This is a genomic window from Enterobacter sp. SCRI0065 (genome assembly GCF_059766475.1).
This window is the reverse complement of the sequence record NZ_JCBAJB010000001.1, coordinates 1,137,604-1,156,205: the sequence shown is the minus strand read 5'-3', so window position 1 is coordinate 1,156,205 and position 18,602 is coordinate 1,137,604. Positions and strand designations below refer to the sequence as shown.

Annotated in this window: 16 protein-coding genes; 6 read left to right on the top strand and 10 right to left on the bottom strand. The window is 54.1% G+C overall.

What is annotated here, in order from left to right; translation table 11 throughout:
* Nucleotides 1-3: 3 nt before the first annotated feature.
* Both pntB and pntA read right to left on the bottom strand, forming a co-directional pair.
* The gene (pntB, locus tag AC6EMZ_RS05650) at nt 4-1,392 is read right to left on the bottom strand and encodes a Re/Si-specific NAD(P)(+) transhydrogenase subunit beta (protein ID WP_498401423.1); all 1,389 of its coding nucleotides are present in this window, start codon (nt 1,390-1,392) and stop codon (nt 4-6) included.
* A gap of 10 nt (nt 1,393-1,402) precedes the next feature.
* Nucleotides 1,403-2,932 carry a Re/Si-specific NAD(P)(+) transhydrogenase subunit alpha gene (pntA, locus tag AC6EMZ_RS05645; RefSeq protein WP_498401421.1) on the bottom strand — a complete coding sequence of 510 codons (1,530 nt, stop codon included), beginning with the start codon at nt 2,930-2,932 and terminating at the stop codon, nt 1,403-1,405.
* Between the two features lie 533 nt (nt 2,933-3,465).
* Between pntA and ydgH the strand changes: the two genes are divergently transcribed.
* The 5 genes from ydgH to rstB all read left to right on the top strand — a co-directional run bounded on the left by ydgH (nt 3,466) and on the right by rstB (nt 8,931).
* The gene (gene ydgH, locus AC6EMZ_RS05640) at nt 3,466-4,410 is read left to right on the top strand and encodes a DUF1471 family protein YdgH (protein WP_498401420.1); all 945 of its coding nucleotides are present in this window, start codon (nt 3,466-3,468) and stop codon (nt 4,408-4,410) included.
* 186 nt (nt 4,411-4,596) lie between these two features.
* Nucleotides 4,597-5,979 (top strand): amino acid permease, encoded by a 1,383-nt coding sequence (locus AC6EMZ_RS05635; RefSeq protein WP_498401419.1) that lies wholly within the window; start codon nt 4,597-4,599, stop codon nt 5,977-5,979.
* 40 nt (nt 5,980-6,019) lie between these two features.
* Nucleotides 6,020-6,742 carry a dihydromonapterin reductase gene (gene folM / locus AC6EMZ_RS05630; RefSeq protein ID WP_498401418.1) on the top strand — a complete coding sequence of 241 codons (723 nt, stop codon included), beginning with the start codon at nt 6,020-6,022 and terminating at the stop codon, nt 6,740-6,742.
* A 149-nt stretch (nt 6,743-6,891) separates the two neighbouring features.
* Nucleotides 6,892-7,608 (top strand): two-component system response regulator RstA, encoded by a 717-nt coding sequence (gene rstA, locus AC6EMZ_RS05625; RefSeq protein ID WP_498401417.1) that lies wholly within the window; start codon nt 6,892-6,894, stop codon nt 7,606-7,608.
* Between the two features lie 24 nt (nt 7,609-7,632).
* Complete coding sequence (gene rstB, locus AC6EMZ_RS05620; RefSeq protein WP_498401416.1) at nt 7,633-8,931, top strand: two-component system sensor histidine kinase RstB; 1,299 nt, start codon at nt 7,633-7,635, stop codon at nt 8,929-8,931.
* Here the strand turns inward: rstB and nikR are convergent.
* The 6 genes from nikR to nikA are packed head-to-tail and all read right to left on the bottom strand — an operon-like array spanning nt 8,923 to nt 14,201.
* Nucleotides 8,923-9,339 (bottom strand): nickel-responsive transcriptional regulator NikR, encoded by a 417-nt coding sequence (gene nikR / locus AC6EMZ_RS05615; RefSeq protein ID WP_498401415.1) that lies wholly within the window; start codon nt 9,337-9,339, stop codon nt 8,923-8,925. The two genes, rstB and nikR, sit on opposite strands and share 9 nt — an antisense overlap.
* Before the next feature lie 12 nt (nt 9,340-9,351).
* A complete protein-coding gene (gene nikE / locus AC6EMZ_RS05610) occupies nt 9,352-10,128 on the bottom strand; it encodes a nickel import ATP-binding protein NikE (RefSeq protein ID WP_498401414.1) in 777 nt (258 codons plus the stop codon).
* On the bottom strand, nt 10,125-10,889 hold the full coding sequence (nikD, locus tag AC6EMZ_RS05605) for a nickel import ATP-binding protein NikD (protein ID WP_498401413.1): 765 nt from the start codon (nt 10,887-10,889) through the stop codon (nt 10,125-10,127). The genes nikE and nikD overlap by 4 nt, the downstream gene beginning before the upstream one ends.
* Nucleotides 10,889-11,722: a nickel ABC transporter permease subunit NikC gene (gene nikC / locus AC6EMZ_RS05600; RefSeq protein ID WP_498401412.1), complete on the bottom strand. Its 834-nt coding sequence runs from the start codon at nt 11,720-11,722 to the stop codon at nt 10,889-10,891. The genes nikD and nikC overlap by 1 nt, the downstream gene beginning before the upstream one ends.
* Entirely contained in the window at nt 11,719-12,663 is a 945-nt protein-coding gene (gene nikB, locus AC6EMZ_RS05595; RefSeq protein WP_498401411.1) for a nickel ABC transporter permease subunit NikB, read from the bottom strand. The genes nikC and nikB overlap by 4 nt, the downstream gene beginning before the upstream one ends.
* Nucleotides 12,663-14,201, bottom strand: coding sequence for a nickel ABC transporter substrate-binding protein (gene nikA / locus AC6EMZ_RS05590; protein ID WP_498401485.1), 1,539 nt, complete (start codon nt 14,199-14,201; stop codon nt 12,663-12,665). Before nikA ends, nikB begins: the two co-directional genes overlap by 1 nt.
* A gap of 272 nt (nt 14,202-14,473) precedes the next feature.
* Here nikA and tus point away from each other — a divergent pair, with 272 nt between their 5' ends.
* Complete coding sequence (gene tus / locus AC6EMZ_RS05585; protein WP_498401410.1) at nt 14,474-15,403, top strand: DNA replication terminus site-binding protein; 930 nt, start codon at nt 14,474-14,476, stop codon at nt 15,401-15,403.
* On the opposite strand, the gene fumC is transcribed toward tus, so the two are convergent.
* Nucleotides 15,404-16,798 (bottom strand): class II fumarate hydratase, encoded by a 1,395-nt coding sequence (gene fumC, locus AC6EMZ_RS05580; protein WP_498401409.1) that lies wholly within the window; start codon nt 16,796-16,798, stop codon nt 15,404-15,406.
* Nucleotides 16,799-16,934: 136 nt separating this feature from the next.
* Entirely contained in the window at nt 16,935-18,581 is a 1,647-nt protein-coding gene (fumA, locus tag AC6EMZ_RS05575) for a class I fumarate hydratase FumA (protein ID WP_498401408.1), read from the bottom strand.
* Nucleotides 18,582-18,602 lie beyond the last annotated feature (21 nt).

The window sequence follows — 18,602 nt, the reverse complement described above, 5'->3', positions numbered from 1 at the left end:
AACTTACAGCGCTTTCAGAATTGCATCCACGCTGGCTTTGGCATCGCCAAACAGCATGTGGGTGTTCTCTTTGTAGAACAGCGGGTTCTGCACCCCAGCATAGCCTGTGTTCATGGAGCGTTTGAAGACGATAACGTTTTGCGCCTTCCACACTTCCAGAACCGGCATCCCAGCGATTGGGCTGTTAGGATCATCCTGCGCAGCCGGGTTCACGGTATCGTTCGCACCAATGACTAACACGGTATCGGTATCAGAGAAATCATCGTTGATTTCATCCATTTCCAACACGATGTCATAAGGCACTTTTGCTTCTGCCAGCAGTACGTTCATGTGGCCAGGCAGACGCCCTGCTACCGGGTGAATACCAAAACGCACCTTGATGCCGCGCGCACGCAGCTTATCGGTAATTTCTGCTACCGGATACTGAGCCTGCGCCACCGCCATACCGTAGCCTGGAGTGATGATCACCGTATGCGAATTCTTCAGCATATCAGCGGTGTCTTCAGCAGTAATTTCGCGGTGCTCACCGACGTCATCTTCACCGGTAGAGGTTGCGCCGTCAGTACCAAATCCACCTGCAATCACGCTAAAGAACGAACGGTTCATCGCCTTACACATGATGTAAGACAGGATCGCACCTGAAGAGCCCACCAGCGCACCGGTCACGATCAGTAGGTCGTTGCTCAGCATAAAGCCTGCCGCCGCCGCTGCCCAGCCCGAGTAGGAGTTCAGCATGGAGACCACAACAGGCATGTCCGCGCCGCCGATAGACGCCACAAGATGCCAGCCAAACGCCAGCGCGATAATCGTCATCACCAGCAATGCCAGAACCTGCAAGCCGACGCTTTCGGTACGGACAAAGCTCACCAGCAGCAGGAATGAAACCACCAGCGCCGCGAGGTTCATTTTATGACGGTTTGGCAGCATCAGTGGTTTGGATGAAATCTTGCCGCGAAGCTTGCCGAACGCCACGATCGAACCGGTGAACGTCACCGCACCAATGAAGATGCCAAGGAACACTTCGGTGAGATGGATGTTCACCAGAATCGGCTCCATGCCCGGTTCGTGATACAGGTAGCTGTTAAAGCCCACCAGCACCGCTGCCAGACCGACAAAGCTGTGCAGAATCGCGACCAGCTCTGGCATCTCGGTCATCTCAACGCGTTTCGCCAGACGAATACCGATGGCACCACCGATAATCATGGCCACCAGGATCCACGCCACGTTACCCGTGTCTGGCCCGAAGATGGTCGCAATCAGGGCGATCGCCATACCGGCGATACCGAAGTGGTTACCACGTTGTGAAGTCTCGTGTTTAGAAAGCCCCGCCAGACTGCAAATAAACAGGATCGCAGCAACTATGTATGCAGCTGTAACTAATCCTCCAGACATATGCTACCCCTTAGCCTTTACGAAACATTTTCAGCATGCGCTGAGTCACGGTGAAACCACCGAAAATATTGATACTGGCGATCAGCACCGCGATAAAGCTCAGGAAGCTCACCCAGCCGCCGTGACCAATCTGCAGCAATGCGCCCACCACAATGATCCCTGAAATGGCGTTAGTCACCGACATCAGCGGAGTGTGCAGTGCGTGAGAAACGTTCCACACCACGTAGTAACCCACGACGCAAGAGAGCGCAAAGACGGTGAAATGACCCAGGAAATCTTTCGGCGCGACGTCTGCCAGCCAGCCGAACAGGATAATTGCCAGCGCCATGAAGGCATATTTGCGCCACGGAGAAACCGGTTTTGCGGGCTCTTTCGGCGCTGGCGCGGCTTTTGCTGCCGCCTGAGGCTGAGCAGAAACCTGAATCGGCGGCGCGGGCCAGGTGATTTCGCCATCACGAATCACCGTTACGCCGCGCACCACGACATCATCAAAATCAACCGTGACGTTGCCGTCTTTCTCTTTGCAGAGCAGCTTCAGCAGGTTAACGAGGTTAGTTCCGTACAGCTGAGAAGACTGGGTTGGCAGACGACCCGGCAGGTCGGTATACCCGATAATCTTCACACCGTTGGGGGTAGTGAAAATTTCATTTGGCACAGTGTATTCGCAGTTGCCGCCGTTTTGCGCTGCCAAATCGACAATCACGCTACCGGCTTTCATGGAATCGACCATTTCATGAGTGATCAGCTTAGGTGCTGGTTTACCCGGAATCAGCGCAGTGGTGACGATGATGTCCACATCTTTTGCTTGTGCTGCAAAGAGTTCCATTTCCGCTTTGATGAAGGCTTCGGACATCACCTTAGCGTAACCATCGCCGCTGCCCGCTTCCTCTTTAAAGTCCAGCTCAAGGAACTCGGCACCCATACTCTGCACCTGTTCTTTCACTTCCGGGCGAGTATCGAATGCACGAACAATTGCACCCAGGCTGTTCGCCGCGCCGATCGCCGCAAGGCCCGCGACGCCTGCACCAATCACCATGACTTTCGCAGGAGGCACTTTACCCGCGGCAGTAATTTGCCCGGTAAAGAAGCGACCAAACTCGTGGGCGGCCTCAACGATGGCGCGATAACCGGCAATGTTTGCCATCGAACTCAGTGCGTCCAGCGACTGGGCGCGAGAAATACGAGGGACAGAGTCCATCGCCATGACGGTCACGCCACGCGCCGCCAGTTTTTCCATCAGTTCTGGATTTTGCGCAGGCCAGACGAAGCTCACAAGCGTAGTACCCGGATTCAACAATGCAATTTCATGCTCTTCCGGTGCGTTAACCTTCAGAATAACGGGCGATTGCCAGATTTCTGAACCGTCGACGATTTCAGCGCCAACCTGAATAAACGCTTCGTCATCGAAGCTCGCCAGTTTGCCCGCGCCACTTTCAATGGCGACGGTGAATCCCAGTTTAAGCAGCTGCTCGACCGTTTTCGGCGTTGCGGCTACGCGGGTTTCATTGGCAAACCGTTCTTTTGGTACCCCAATACGCATAGTTTTCCCTTCCATCGGTGTTTGATGATGGTTTGTCGATAAATAACCGCGGTTAGCTCAGCTTACGTCATCTGCTGACACGCCGGATGAATAACCACGGAAAATAAAACAGTAACAAACTTTCTATAACCTACTGAAAATAGCGCCTGTGATCTACCGCCTGAAAACACTATTTATGACTTTATCTGTGAAAAATAAGCGATTGCCGTCTCTGACAGAGATATTTACCTTAATTTTATCGTCAGGGCCGATAAATAGCGCAAGCGAAGCGGTAAAAACATGATATAGCGCCATATTGGATCAAGCCATTAACATTAAATTAACTTGTAAAAGTCATATGCTTAATCAGTTTTACTGTTCAAATGCCTGTTTATTCGACATATCACTAAATGTTATCGAATTTGATCCTGCTGTTAGCACTGGCTGCGAAAAATGGCGCAGACAGCGACGGGTTTTAAATGCCATAATCGGCCACGATCTCAAATAAACAACAATACCAGTACCTGGTTTGCGCAAGGCGAAGGATTATTTTTATGAAGCTTAAGAACACTCTCCTGGCGTCCGCACTTCTTTCTGCGACCGCCCTGTCCGCTTATGCAGCGACAGAGTTAACGCCGGAGCAAGCGGCAGCGTTAAAACCTTACGACCGCGTCACTATTACCGGTCGTTTTAATGCCATTGGCGATGCAGTTCAGGCTGCTTCCCGCCGTGCTGACAAAGAAGGCGCTGCCTCTTTTTACGTCGTGGATACTTCCGATTATGGCAGCGGTGGCAACCTGCGCGTCATAGCCGATCTCTACAAAGACGATGCAGCGAAAGCCGATGCACCTAAAAACCGCGTGATTAACGGCATCACCGAATTACCTAAGGATCAGGCCATCGCGCTTGAACCTTTTGATACCGTCACCGTACAGGGTTTCTATCGCAGCCAGCCTGAAGTGAACGATGCCATCACTAAAGCAGCGAAAGGAAAAGGCGCGTCCTCTTTCTATATCGTTCGCCAGATTGATGCCAACCAGGGCGGCAACCAGCGTATTACCGCATTCCTGTACAAAGCCGATGCGAAAAAACGTGTTCTGCAAAGCCCGGATGCTATTCCGGCCAATTCAGAAGCTGGACGTGCAGCACTGGCAGCAGGCGGAGAAGCCGCGAAGCAGGTCGAAATTCCAGGCGTCGCGACCACGGCAACGCCAAGCTCCGACGTCGGTCGTTTCTTTGAAACGCAAACCACCAAAGGGGGTCGTTATACGGTCACCCTGCCGGATGGCGGAAAAATCGAAGAGCTGAACAAAACCACCGCTGCGCAGATGGTTCCTTTCGACAGCATCAAGTTCACCGGTAACTACGGCAATATGACCGAAGTCTCCTACCAGGTGGCGAAGCGCGCGCAGAAGAAAGGTGCGAAGTATTACCACATCACCCGCCAGTGGCAGGAACGGGGTAACAACGTGACGATCAGCGCTGACTTGTATAAGTAACCAAAACGATTTAACACAGGCGGCTAAATGCCGCCTTTTTTGTTACTTTTTTATGAATTTCTGCCCCACGTCATTGCATGCCTTCGCGACTCTCCGTAAAATCCCGCGCCTTAGTGTGATCCACCATTTTTATGCGCTTGTGCGAAATAATTATTCTGGATTTGGACCTTTCATAACAGGAAGCCAATGGAAAAGAAACTTGGCCTGAGTGCTTTAACTGCGCTCGTTTTAAGCTCCATGCTGGGTGCAGGCGTATTCAGTTTGCCGCAGAATATGGCGGAAGTCGCGAGCCCAGCGGCTCTGCTCATCGGTTGGGGGATCACCGGTGTTGGGATCTTATTACTGGCATTTGCCATGCTGCTACTCACGCGCATCCGACCGGACCTGGATGGCGGAATATTCACTTATGCCCGCGAAGGTTTTGGCGAACTGATTGGTTTTTGCTCCGCCTGGGGCTACTGGCTTTGCGCAGTAATCGCCAACGTTTCTTATCTGGTGATTGTCTTCTCCGCGTTGAGCTTCTTTACCGATACGCCGGAACTGCGCTTCTTTGGCGACGGTAATACCTGGCAATCTATTGTCGGGGCGTCTGTCCTGCTGTGGCTCGTCCATTGGCTGGTGTTACGCGGCGTTCAAACGGCGGCCAGCATTAATCTCGTTGCCACGATGGCCAAACTCATACCGCTCGGGCTGTTTATCATCCTGGCGTTTATCGCGTTTCGACTCGACGTATTTAGCCTCGACTTCACCGGCGTGGCGCTGGGTGTGCCGGTCTGGGAGCAGGTGAAAAACACGATGCTCATCACCCTGTGGGTCTTTATTGGGGTTGAAGGCGCAGTAGTGGTCTCTGCCCGAGCACGTAACAAACGTGACGTGGGTCGGGCCACGCTGTTGGCCGTCGTGGCCGCGCTGAGCGTCTATCTGCTGGTCACTCTGCTTTCCATCGGCGTGGTCGCCCGTCCTGAACTAGCCGGTATGCGTAACCCTTCGATGGCGGGGCTAATGGTTAAAATGATGGGCTCATGGGGCGATGTGGTCATTGCTGCGGGGCTAATCGTTTCCGTCTGTGGCGCTTATCTGAGCTGGACCATTATGGCGGCAGAAGTGCCGTTTCTGGCCGCAACGCATCAGGCATTCCCGCGTCTGTTCGCTCGACAGAATAAAAATAGCGCGCCTTCAGCATCACTCTGGTTAACCAACATTAGCGTACAGGTTTGCCTGGTGCTGATCTGGCTCACAGGGTCGGACTATAACACCCTGCTGACCATCGCCTCTGAGATGATTCTGGTACCCTATTTCCTGGTGGGAGCTTATCTGGTAAAAATAGCCACCCGTCCCGCGCACTACATGGTAGGTACGGGTGCATGCATTTACGGTCTATGGTTATTGTATGCCTCCGGGCCAATGCATCTGTTACTCTCCGTCGTGCTGTATGCCCCGGGGCTGCTGGTGTTTATGTATGCACGCCGTACGCATCAGCTTGAAAATACCCTGCTGCGCCGTGAAATGGCGTTGATTAGTCTGTTATTGGTCGCTGCCGTACCGGCAACGTGGATGTTAATGGGATAAGCGTCGTCTTTCCCAGTGTTGAACGGAAAAGGAAAACACGATGGGAAACGCGCAGCAACGCCCGATTCTAATTACCGGTGGAGGCCGACGCATCGGCCTCGCCCTTGCCCACCACTTTCTCAATCTTCGCCAGCCCGTGATCGTGAGCTACCGCAACGAGTATCCTTCCATTGAGGGATTACGCCAGGCGGGAGCGGTCTGTATTCAGGCAGATTTCTCATCGGATGAAGGCATTCTCGCCTTCGCGGAAACCGTAAAATCCACGACCAGTGGCCTGCGCGCCATCGTACACAATGCCAGCGCCTGGCTGGCAGAAAAACCCAGTACGCCGCTCAGCGAAACGCTTTCCTGTATGTTGCAGATCCACGTTCACGCCCCCTATCTGCTCAATCACGCATTGCAAGGATTGCTGCAAGGGCACGGGCACGCTGCGAGCGACATTATTCATTTCACCGACTACGTTGTAGAGCGCGGGAGCGACAAACACATCGCCTACGCGGCCAGCAAAGCCGCACTGGATAATATGACCCGCTCGTTCGCCCGTAAGCTGGCTCCAGAAGTGAAAGTGAACGCCATTGCGCCCTCGCTCATTCTGTTTAATGAACACGATGATGCCGAGTACCGTCAAAAGGCGCTGAATAAATCGCTGATGAAGATTGCTCCCGGCGAGAAAGAAGTGATCGATCTTATCGACTATCTGTTAACCAGCTGCTACGTCACAGGCCGCTCGTTTGGCGTCGACGGCGGTCGCTCTCTGAACTAAAACAGACGCGCCCTCACTTTTACCTTAACACTCAAAGAACAATACGAGCCGGAAGCCTGAATAACGGAACAGGGTTTATTTGAGAAAGATTAATGGCAGGTTAAGGTTGTGCGGTGTATGTTGGCATTTTTCGCGAAAACAGACGTGGTATGAATAAGATCGTTTACGTTGAGGATGAACCTGAAGTCGGCCAGCTTATTGCCGCCTACCTGGGTAAACACGATATGGATGTTATCGTTGAGCCACGCGGCGACCGAGGTGAAGAAGTGGTGCTGCGTGAGAAACCGGACCTGGTGCTTTTAGATATCATGCTCCCCGGCAAAGATGGTATGACGCTGTGTCGCGACCTCCGCGCCAAATGGGACGGTCCTATTGTGTTGCTGACGTCACTCGATAGCGACATGAACCACATTTTGTCGCTGGAGATGGGTGCGAACGATTACATCCTGAAAACCACTCCGCCTGCCGTATTGCTGGCCCGACTGCGCCTTCACCTGCGCCAGCGCGTGGCTGCCGATAGCCAAACCTCCTCCGCAGCATTGACGCCCTACAAAGCGATGCGCTTTGGCACCCTGTCGATCGACCCGGTCAATCGTCAGGTTCTGCTCTCGGGCACCGATATCGCGCTTTCTACCGCCGATTTCGATTTGCTGTGGGAACTGGCTACGCATGCCGGACAAATTATGGATCGCGATGCGCTGCTGAAAAACCTGCGTGGCGTAAGCTACGATGGTATGGATCGCAGCGTCGACGTTGCTATTTCGCGTCTGCGTAAAAAACTGCTCGATAATGCCACCGAACCCTACCGCATCAAAACCGTGCGTAATAAAGGCTATTTGTTCGCCCCTCACGCCTGGGAAACCTGATCAACCCGTCACCCGGATACCGACATGAAAAAGCTGTTCGTGCAGTTTTACCTTCTGCTGTTTGTCTGCTTTCTGGTGATGACCATGCTGGTCGGGCTGGTGTATAAATTCACCGCCGAGCGCGCGGGCAGACAATCGCTGGATGACCTGATGAAAAGCTCGCTCTATTTGATGCGCAGCGAGCTACGTGAAATCCCGCCGCATGACTGGGCGCGCACGCTGAAAGAGCTGGATCTGAACCTCTCGTTTAATATGCGTATTGAGCCACTGAAGAATTACAAACTGGATACACCCACCACTCAGCGCCTGCGCGATGGTGACATTGTGGCGCTGGACGATCAGTACACCTTTATTCAACGCATTCCGCGCAGCCACTATGTACTGGCGGTCGGGCCGGTCCCATATCTGTATTTTTTACATCAGATGCGGCTATTGGATTTAGCGCTGCTGGCGTTTATCGCCATCTCTCTGGCCTTTCCCGTGTTTATCTGGATGCGACCCCACTGGCAGGACATGCTGCGGCTTGAGGCCGCGGCACAGCGCTTTGGCGATGGACACCTCACAGAGCGGATCCATTTTGACAGCACCTCCAGCTTTGAGCGCTTAGGTGTAGCGTTTAACCAGATGGCCGATAACATCAACGCGCTGATTGTCAGTAAAAAACGGCTGATCGACGGTATTGCGCATGAACTCCGCACGCCGCTGGTGCGTCTGCGCTATCGTCTGGAGATGAGCGACAATCTCACCGAGACGGAATCCCAGGCGCTGAACCGTGATATTGAACAGCTAGAAGCGTTAATCGAAGAGCTGTTGACGTATGCACGTCTGGATCGCCCGCAAAATGAACTGAATCTCACCACGCCGAATCTGCCTGCCTGGTTCAAAGGCTATATCGACGACGTCCAGAGCGTTAACCCGCAACGTACGCTGCTGCGGGTTGACGACCCAGGGGATTACGGGGCGCTGGACATGCGTCTGATGGAGCGGGTGCTGGATAATCTCGTCAATAATGCGCTGCGCTACAGCAACCATACGCTGCGTATCCGATTGCAGCACAACGGCAGCCAGGCCAGTTTATCCGTAGAAGATGATGGTCCGGGTATCGCTTTAGACGAGCGCGAAAAGGTATTCGAACCCTTTGTGCGTCTCGACCCAAGCCGCGACCGCGCCACGGGCGGATGCGGGCTGGGTCTGGCCATTGTGCGCTCTATTGCCCAGGCAATGGGCGGACAGGTCAGTTGCGAGGCAAGCGATCTGGGTGGAACAAAATTTTGCTTTAGCTGGCCGGTGTACCATCATGTCACCCTGCCCACCTTAGTCTGACAACGTTGAATCGTCACCGGGCAGACACTGCAAATGTCCGTGACGAACGCCACGCTGGGCGATAACGTCATCAGCGAAATGCTGAACATCGCCCATATCGCCTTTCAGTACGGCAATCTCCAGACAATCATCGTGATTAATATGCACGTGCAGCGTTGCTACCGACAAATCATGGTGATGATGTTGAGTGGAGACAAGGCGGCGGGCTAAATCTCGCTTCTCGTGCTCATAAACGTAGGAAAGCACCGCGAATCCCTGGGTACCATGCTGCTGAGTCGCCTCCTGCGCCAGCGCGCTGCGCAGAATATCGCGTATGGCTTCTGAACGGTTGTTGTAACCTCGACGCTGGCTCAGGCTATCCAGCGTTTCGAGTAAATCGTCATCAAGAGTAATGGTCACTCGTTGCATATCGCGTGTTCCTTATACCGTCTCGCGGCGGCGTACGGGAAAAGCAGGAAGGACGGCGTTTTGTAGTACGCGCCCCGCATCAGATGAAAACGTCAATGTATTGCCAACAGCCTGTGTTTCAACAATCTGCCCCGCTTCCATCACCATTACCCGATGGCAAAAACGCTCGACCAGGCGCAAATCGTGAGTGATGAACAGACACGCCGTACCGAACTGTTGCTGGAGTTTTTTAAGCAGGCGGATAACGCCGGCCTGGAGGACCAAATCCAGATTTGAAACGGCCTCGTCAAGAATTAGCAGCTTAGGCTCAACGGCCATCGCCCTCGCCAGACATACGCGCTGGAGCTGGCCACCGCTAAGCTGCGGCGGTCGCTTGTGAAGAAGACTGTCATCCAGATCGACCGACTGGAGTAGCGCGCTGGCGCGGGCCAGTTGTTCTTTTTTGCTCAACGACAGCAGATGGCGCATTGGTTCACGCAGGATGTCACCTACCGTTTTACGCGGGTTCACCGCGCTGATGGAATCCTGAAATACCATCTGGATATCGCGACGAAATGCTTTTCGCTGCTTACGGTTAAGACTTGAAAGCGTTTCACCTTGCCAGAGCACATTGCCTTCTGTGGGCGATTCCAGCCCCACCAACAGGCGCGCCAGCGTGCTTTTTCCGCAGCCGCTACGTCCGAGCAATGCCACGGTTTCGCCTTGTTTGAGGTTCAGGGATACGTTGTTCAGCACCCGCTGAGACGAGGAATAGTGATGAGAAATGGCAGAGACACTGAGCAATGTCATGACGCTATCTCCATACCGTACAGCGCAAGATGTGCCGATACCAGGCGGCGCGTCACGTCATGCTCGGGGGCGCGAAACAGCGCTTCAGCCTCACCCTGCTCGACGATGACACCGCAGTCCATAACCGCCACCTCATCCGCCAGACGGGCGACGACGCCCATATCATGAGTGACCAGCAGCATTCCCGGCGAACGGGTGCGCATAATGCTGTCCAGCAGATCGAGTATTCGGGCCTGAGCGACCGCATCAAGATCGGTGGTGGGTTCATCAGCGATGATAAATGGAGCCTCACACAGCAATGCCAGCGCAATCATCATCCGCTGGAGCATGCCGCCGCTCATTTCAAACGGATAAAGCTTGAGGACTCGCGACGCATTCTCCAGCCCAACGGCATCCAGGGCGGCGATAAGTGTGGCATCGTCTGCCGGTTTGTTTAACGCCAGGCAGGTTTCGCGCGCATGCGTTGCCATGGTATGCAGCGGATTAAAGGCGCTTCGCGGATTTTGCATAATGGTCGCAACACTGATTCCGCGCAGCGAGTTGGGCGAAACCGGTTTGCCATCCGCCAGCAGTTGGCCTGTCGTCAGCCGTACGCCAGCGGGCAACACCCCAAGCGCTGCGGCGCAGGTCAGCGATTTACCACTGCCGCTACCGCCCACCAGCGCCAATACGCGTCCGCGTTTGAGGGTAAGCGACACACCGTTGACCAACGTGCGTTCGGCCTGGATGACAATATTTTGCAGTTCAATCTGTTGTGGCATCAGTGAGCATGCTCCGGGACCAGATGAGGATCGAGATGATCGCGCAGGGCGTCACCCACCAGATTAAAGGCCATCACGCTGATAAACAGCGCCAGCCCTGGCCACAGCATTTGTAACGGCTGGGTCCAGATATACTGGCGCGCATCGTTAATCATCACTCCCCATTCGGCGGTCGGCGCAGTCACGCCCAGCCCCAGGAATGACATGCCCGCGACGTGCAGCATCATATGACCAATATCCAGCGTGGCCAGCACGATTAGCGAGGGGATCGCAGCCCCGGTCAAATGGTCGAGAAAAACACGAATATGTCCCGCCCCGGAAAGCCGCGAGGCGAGCACAAACTCGCGCTGGCGCAGGGCAATCACCAGGCTTCGCACCATTCGTGCATACCAGGCCCAGTGTGACAGCGCAATCGCGATGATGACATTGGTCAACCCCGTCCCTAATACGCCGACGAGGAAAAACGAGAGAATGGAGGTTGGAAAGGTCATAAACATATCCGCCACGCGCATGGTGAGTTGGTCAACACGGCCACCAAGCAACCCCGCTGCGCCGCCAACGGTCATCCCTAATATCAACACCAACAACAGACAGGCCATAACCGATCCCAGCGATACACGGGTGGCCGCCAGCAGCCGAGAAAAAATATCGCGCCCCAGATGATCGGTGCCTAACCAGTGCTGCGCGTCTGGTGATAACAAACGTGCTGGCAAATTGATGGCTTGTGGATCGTAAGGCAACCACCACTGGCTGGTCAGGGCTATCAACGCCAGCAGAAGGATAATCACAAGAGCAAAGCGGACCGGCCAGCGGGAGGAACGGAAAAAATTCACGAATGCGCTCCTTCATGGCGGCGAACGCGCGGGTCGAGCGCGGCGTTAAGCACATCAACCGTCAGATTACAGAGCGCGAATACCACCACCATAATCAGCGTAAAACATTGAATGACCGGATAGTCTCGATTAAATATCGCCGAGACGGCATAGCGCCCAACGCCTGGCCAGGCAAAGATATTTTCAATAATCATCGTCCCGCCGATAAGCTCCCCGATATGCATTCCCACGGCGGTGATCATCGGCAGCGAAGCATTTCGCAAAATATGATGACGCTCAGTGTGCTTCTCGGTTAACCCTCTTAGCCGGGCCCAGGTCACGTGCCGCTGTCCAGCAATCTCCAACATGCTGGCGCGCAGCAAACGGGCGTTAATCGCCAGTGACATAAAGGCAATCGAGACAGCGGGCAGAATGAGATGCTGCCAGTCGCCGTAGCCCATCGCGGGTAGCCACTGGAGATAAACCGAGAAAAACATCACCAGTAAAAAAGCGAGCCAAAAGTTGGGCATCGACACGCCCAGAAATGAAATCAGACGCACGATAAAATCAGGAAGACGGTCGCGATGGCGAGCCGCCCAAATCCCCAGCGGCACGGAAGTCAGCAGGATCAGCACCAGCGCCGCCCCCGCCAGCAATAACGTGGCAGGGAGAAAGTGCATAACGTCATCCAGAACCGGACGCTGCGTCGCAAACGAGACGCCAAAATCAAGGTGTAACGCTTTCCACAGCCAGCTGCCGTACTGGACGACAAGCGGCTGATCCAACCCCAGCATAATACGTGTTGAAGCCACCATATCCGGAGTTGGGGGCAAATTCGACAGTCGCAAATAGTCCAGTGCCGGGTCGCCGGTCCCCAGACGCAACATCAGAAAGATAATCACCGAGGCGGCGAAAACCATCGGGATCAGAAGCGCAATACGCCGGAGAATGTAACGAAGCATCAGGGTTTCACCGGCTGGATCTGTTCAAACGGAATGTCTGACGCGATGGGCGCAAACGGTATTTTACCCAGTTCAGGTTTCGCGACGACCATCATTGAAACGTAGCTGATGGGCAGATACACCGCGTCGTTGTGCAGCCGCGTCAGAATGTCGCGATACAGCGACTGGCGTTGTACCTCATCAGTGGTGGACAACACCTCACCAATTTCTTTATCAATAACGGGCTTATCCGCCAGCCCCTGCTGGGCCTGGTAATCGGCGTGTGAAGGAACGCGCATTGAACTCATAAACGCATGCGGATCGTACGGAGCGCCCCAGGTGCGGTTAAATATCATGCCAAAACGACCATCACGCTGGCGAGCATAGATACTGCTCTCCTCTTCCCCCACCAGCGCAACGTCAACGCCCACCTGACGCATATCGGCCTGGATAATTTCTGCCATGGATTTACTCAGTGCATCGGTGCCGATATAGGCAAGTTCAATGCGAAGCGGCTGCCCCTTTTTTTCACGGATCACGTTGCCAGCCGACAGTAGCCAGCCGGCTTTTTCCAGCAGCGATTTTGCCTGCTGGGGATCGTACTGCCGCGGCTTGAGACCAATGTTGGCATACGGCACTGAAGACGCGAACAACGTATCCGCCACCTGCTGCGTGCCGTAAAGCGCATTCTCGATTAGCGACTTTTTATTGACCGCATGGTTCAGCGCTTCGCGCACCGCCAGCTCTTCGGTAGGCGCTTTGGCGGAATTCAGCGCCAGCATCACCGTTTCGATAGGCTGCGACAACTGGGTGCGGTAGGCAGGATTTTGGCTAAACCGCGCGAAGGTATCCAGCGGCACCAGTCCTTCGTTACCGTAAAGCAGGTCAACGTCACCGGTTTCGAAGGCTACCGCGCGGGTGGTGGGATCCGGTATAACCTTGACGGTTATCTGGCGAATCGTTGGTTTGGTTCCCCAGTAACGATCGTTGCGAACCAGCACGTCGTACTGATTGAGTCTGGACGCTTTCAATACCCACGGCCCGGTGCCAATCGGCGCTTTTATCCCGTTCATCGTCTCGTGATTTTTAAACTGCGACGGGGCAATAAAGCGGAAAGGACGCGGCAGCGCAAGTTCCTGCAGGAAGGGGTAATAGGCGCTTTTAAGCGTGATTTGCAGTTCGTTTTTGCTTAACGCTTTGACGTCCGTTATCTGATTGGTCAATTCCAGCCAGGCATGGCGCTGGCGATTATCCAGTACAGCGCGGAAATTCTCAGCCGCCGCCTGTGCATCAAATGCCTCACCATTTGAAAAAGTGACACCGTCACGAAGGGTAAAGGTCCAAATTTTTCCGTCCTTCGAACTTGTCCAGCTTGTGGCCAGCCACGGTTTTACCGATCCATCCACCTGATATTTCACCAGTGGTTCATACACCATGCTTTGGGCGAACATCTGGTTCGGCGTGTAGAGATGCGGGTTCAGCGGCCCCACATTGACAGGCCATGCGGTGGAAATCTCATCGGGTGCGGCATGCGCATATAACGACGCGCAGGCCAGCATCGCACAAACGGTGCGGCCAACTCTGGACAAAATAATGACCTCTAATCATGGGGGTATCAGGCACAAGCGTGTGACGATTCTAATAATTCATCATACTTTTAATGTGTCCTGGATCAATGGAGAGGCCGCAAGCGTTAATAAATATACAAAATCAATATGCATAAACTTTGATTAATAAGAATTCCATTACCCTGTTTGACCTAAGCCGCACGATAGTCTGACCCGGCAGAATGTGCTATACAGTAAGTATGTTGTAACTACTGAGCATTTTTATGGCGACTTACGATCTCATTGAGCGGCTGAACTCGACTTTCCGTCAGATTGAACAAGATCTGGCAACCCTGACCGAGCGTCTCAAAACGTGCCGCCTGCTCGCGGCTCGCGTATTCACACTGCCGGATGTCGCAAAAGGGAAAGAGCACGATGCGCTGGATACCATCGAGGTGAAGCAGCATATCGGAAAAGAAGCGCTGGATTTGACGCTCCAGCATTACCGCCATCTCTTTATTCAGCAGCAGTCGGAGAAACGCAGCAGTAAAGCTGCCGTGCGGTTGCCCGGCGTTATTTGCCTGCAGTGCGACTCGTCCTCTGTGGAAAAGATTCAGAGTCAGATCGCACATATTAATGCGCTAAAAAGCGCGTTTGAGAAGATCGTGACCGAAGAGTCCGGCCTCGCGCCGACCGCTCGCTTTGACTGGGTCCATCGTCAGTTACCGGGGCTCATCACCCTTAACGCCTATCGCTCATTGACGGTGCTGCACCAGCCCGCGACGCTGCGCTTTGGCTGGGCGAACAAACACATTATCAAGAATTTCACCCGCAACGATATCCTCCAGATGCTTGAAAAAAGCTTGCGAGCGCCGCGCACCGTCACGCCCTGGTCGCGTGAACAGTGGATAGAACGACTGGAGCAGGAGTATGAAAATATCGCGGCATTGCCTGCGGATACGCGGCTTAAAATTAAGCGTCCGGTGAAGGTTCAGCCCATCGCCCGCGTCTGGTATTCAGGACAGCAAAAGCAGGTGCAATACGCCTGCCCCACGCCGCTTATCGCCTTGTATGATGTCGACCAGGGTGCGATGGTGCCGGATATTGGCGAGTTATTGAATTACGATGCTGACAACATTCAGCATCGTTATAAACCGCAGGCGCAGCCGTTACGGTTAATCATTCCACGACTGCACCTGTATATTGCAGAGTAATTATGTGTGGCTACCGACCATCTCTTCCGGGCGGACCCAACTGTCAAATTCGGCTTCCGTCAGGTAGCCCAACGCCAATGCGGAGGCTTTCAGCGTCAGCCCCTCTTTATGCGCTTTTTTCGCAATTTCCGCCGCTTTGTCGTAGCCGATATGCGTATTAAGCGCGGTAACCAGCATTAGCGATTCGTTGAGAAGCTGGCTAATACGATCGCGATTCGGCTCAATGCCGAGCGCACAGTGCTCATTGAAGCTTTCCATCCCGTCGGCCAGCAAACGCACCGATTGCAGAACGTTATGGATAACCATTGGGCGATAGACGTTCAGCTCAAAGTTGCCGGACGCCCCGCCCATGTTAACCGCCACGTCGTTGCCCATCACCTGACAGCAAAGCATTGTCATGGCTTCACACTGGGTCGGATTCACTTTCCCCGGCATAATTGAACTCCCCGGCTCGTTTTCCGGAATACTGAGTTCCCCGATACCGCAGCGTGGTCCAGATGCCAGCCAGCGTACATCGTTAGCAATTTTCATCAGCGACGCCGCCAGTCCTTTTAGCGCGCCATGCGCATGGACCAGCGCATCGCAGGTGCCCAGTGCTTCAAATTTATTAGGCGCGGTGACGAAAGGTTGCCCGGTGATATCCGCCAGCTCTTTTGCCACGCGTACGGCGTATTCAGGATGGGTGTTTAGCCCCGTCCCCACCGCTGTACCACCCAGCGCCAGTTCAGACAAATGCGGCTGGCAATTCTCGATATGTCTGAGGTTGTGCTCAAGCATGGCTACCCAACCGGAAATCTCCTGACCAAGGGTCAGCGGAGTGGCATCCTGAAGATGGGTGCGGCCAATCTTGACGATATCGCCGAAGGCCTGTGATTTTTGATGAAGAGTAAGCTTTAGGGCGTCGAGTTGAGGGATCAGTTGTTCACGCAGGGCAACGATCGCCGCCACATGCATTGCGGTCGGAAACACGTCATTGGAACTTTGGCTTTTGTTGACGTCGTCGTTAGGATGAACCTTGCGTTCCATGCCGCGAACGCCGCCCAGCAGTTCACTCGCGCGGTTTGCCAACACTTCGTTCATGTTCATGTTGCTTTGCGTGCCGGAGCCGGTTTGCCAGATGGCGAGGGGGAATTCATCAGGGTGTTTGCCAGCCAACACCTCATCGGCGGCATGGATAATTGCCGTCGCCTTTTCCGCTGCCAGCAGTCCTAAATCCTGATTCACTTTTGCCGCCGCGCGTTTGGTCAGCGCCAGCGCGTGGATCAGCGAGACGGGCATTTTCTCGGTCGAAATGCGGAAATGCTCCAGCGAACGCTGGGTTTGCGCGCCCCATAGCTTATCGGCCGGGACGTCAATAGCGCCCATCGAGTCTTTCTCACTGCGATGCGTTGTCATTACTTTCTCCTTGATAAAAAGATGGGATTGCTCACATGCTTTAGGAATAAGTATTGATTGCTTCAAAAAAACGGTATGGCGCTTTGTGCGCTCTTTGATGTGCCGGGCAAAGCAGCGCCTTGCCCGGTTTTTTATACTACTTCACACAGGCCGAACACTGGGAAGACTGGATCTGTTTGAAGAAGTCGTTGCCCTTGTCATCCACCAGGATAAACGCCGGGAAGTCTTCCACTTCGATTTTCCAGATGGCTTCCATACCCAGTTCAGGATATTCCACACACTCCAGGCTCTTGATACTGCCCTGTGCCAACACCGCCGCCGGGCCACCAATGCTGCCAAGATAGAATCCGCCATGCTTATGGCAAGCGTCCGTCACCTGTTGGCTGCGGTTACCTTTTGCCAGCATGATCATGCTACCGCCGTTGGCCTGTAGCTGATCGACATAGGAATCCATGCGCCCTGCGGTAGTGGGGCCTAATGAACCTGAGGCATAGCCTTCTGGCGTTTTGGCCGGACCGGCGTAGTAAATAGGGTGATCTTTGATGTACTGCGGCAACCCTTCGCCGTTGTCCAGACGTTCCTGCAATTTAGCATGGGCAATATCGCGTCCGACAATGATCGTACCGTTGAGCGACAGACGCGTTGAAACCGGATACTGAGAAAGCTGCGCCAGGATTTCGCTCATCGGACGGTTCAGATCGACATGAACCGCTTCGCCCTCGCCTGCCTGACGAAGTTCCTCAGGGATGTATTTGCCTGGGTTATTTTCCAGCTTTTCGATCCAGATGCCGTCACGGTTGATCTTCGCTTTGATATTGCGATCCGCAGAGCATGACACGCCCATCCCCACCGGGCAGGAAGCGCCGTGGCGCGGCAGACGAATCACGCGGATATCATGGGCGAAGTATTTGCCGCCAAACTGTGCGCCAAGACCGAGGTTCTGCGCTTCAACCAGCAGCTCCTGCTCAAGCTGAATGTCGCGGAACGCCTGACCGTGCTCGTTACCTTCGGTTGGCAAAGCGTCATAGTATTTGGTCGACGCCAGTTTTACCGTCTTCAACGTGCTTTCCGCAGAGGTCCCACCGATGACAAAGGCAATGTGGTACGGCGGGCACGCGGCCGTTCCCAGGGTGCGCATTTTCTCAACCAGGTAGTTCTTCAATTTTGCCGGGGTGATGAGCGCCTTGGTCTCCTGATAGAGATAGGTTTTGTTGGCTGAACCGCCACCTTTCGCGATACAGAGGAATTTATACTCATCGCCATCCACGCTGTAGAGGTCAATCTGCGCAGGCAGGTTAGTACCGGTATTCACCTCTTTATACATATCCAGCGGGGCGTTTTGCGAATAGCGCAGGTTATCTTCGATGAAGGTGTTGTACACACCGTGCGCCAGAGCCGCTTCGTCACCACCGCCGGTCCAGACGCGCTGGCCTTTTTTACCGGTGATAATCGCGGTGCCGGTATCCTGGCAGGTTGGCAGAATGCCTTTCGCAGCGATATCGGAGTTACGCAGGAACTGCAACGCGACGTATTTGTCGTTTTCGCTGGCTTCTGGATCGCTCAGGATATCCGCCACCTGCTGCTGATGCGCCGGGCGCAGCATAAACGAAGCATCGTGGAAGGCGTGTTGTGCCAGTAGCGTCAACGCCTGTGGGTCGACTTTTAAGATCTCCTGCCCCTCAAACTCTGAGACAGAAACATGGTCGCGGGTTAACAGATAGTATTCGGTGTGATCCTGACCTAACGGGAAAGGATCCTGATAAAAGAAGGGTTTGTTCGACATTGTTCTCTCACTTACTGCGTA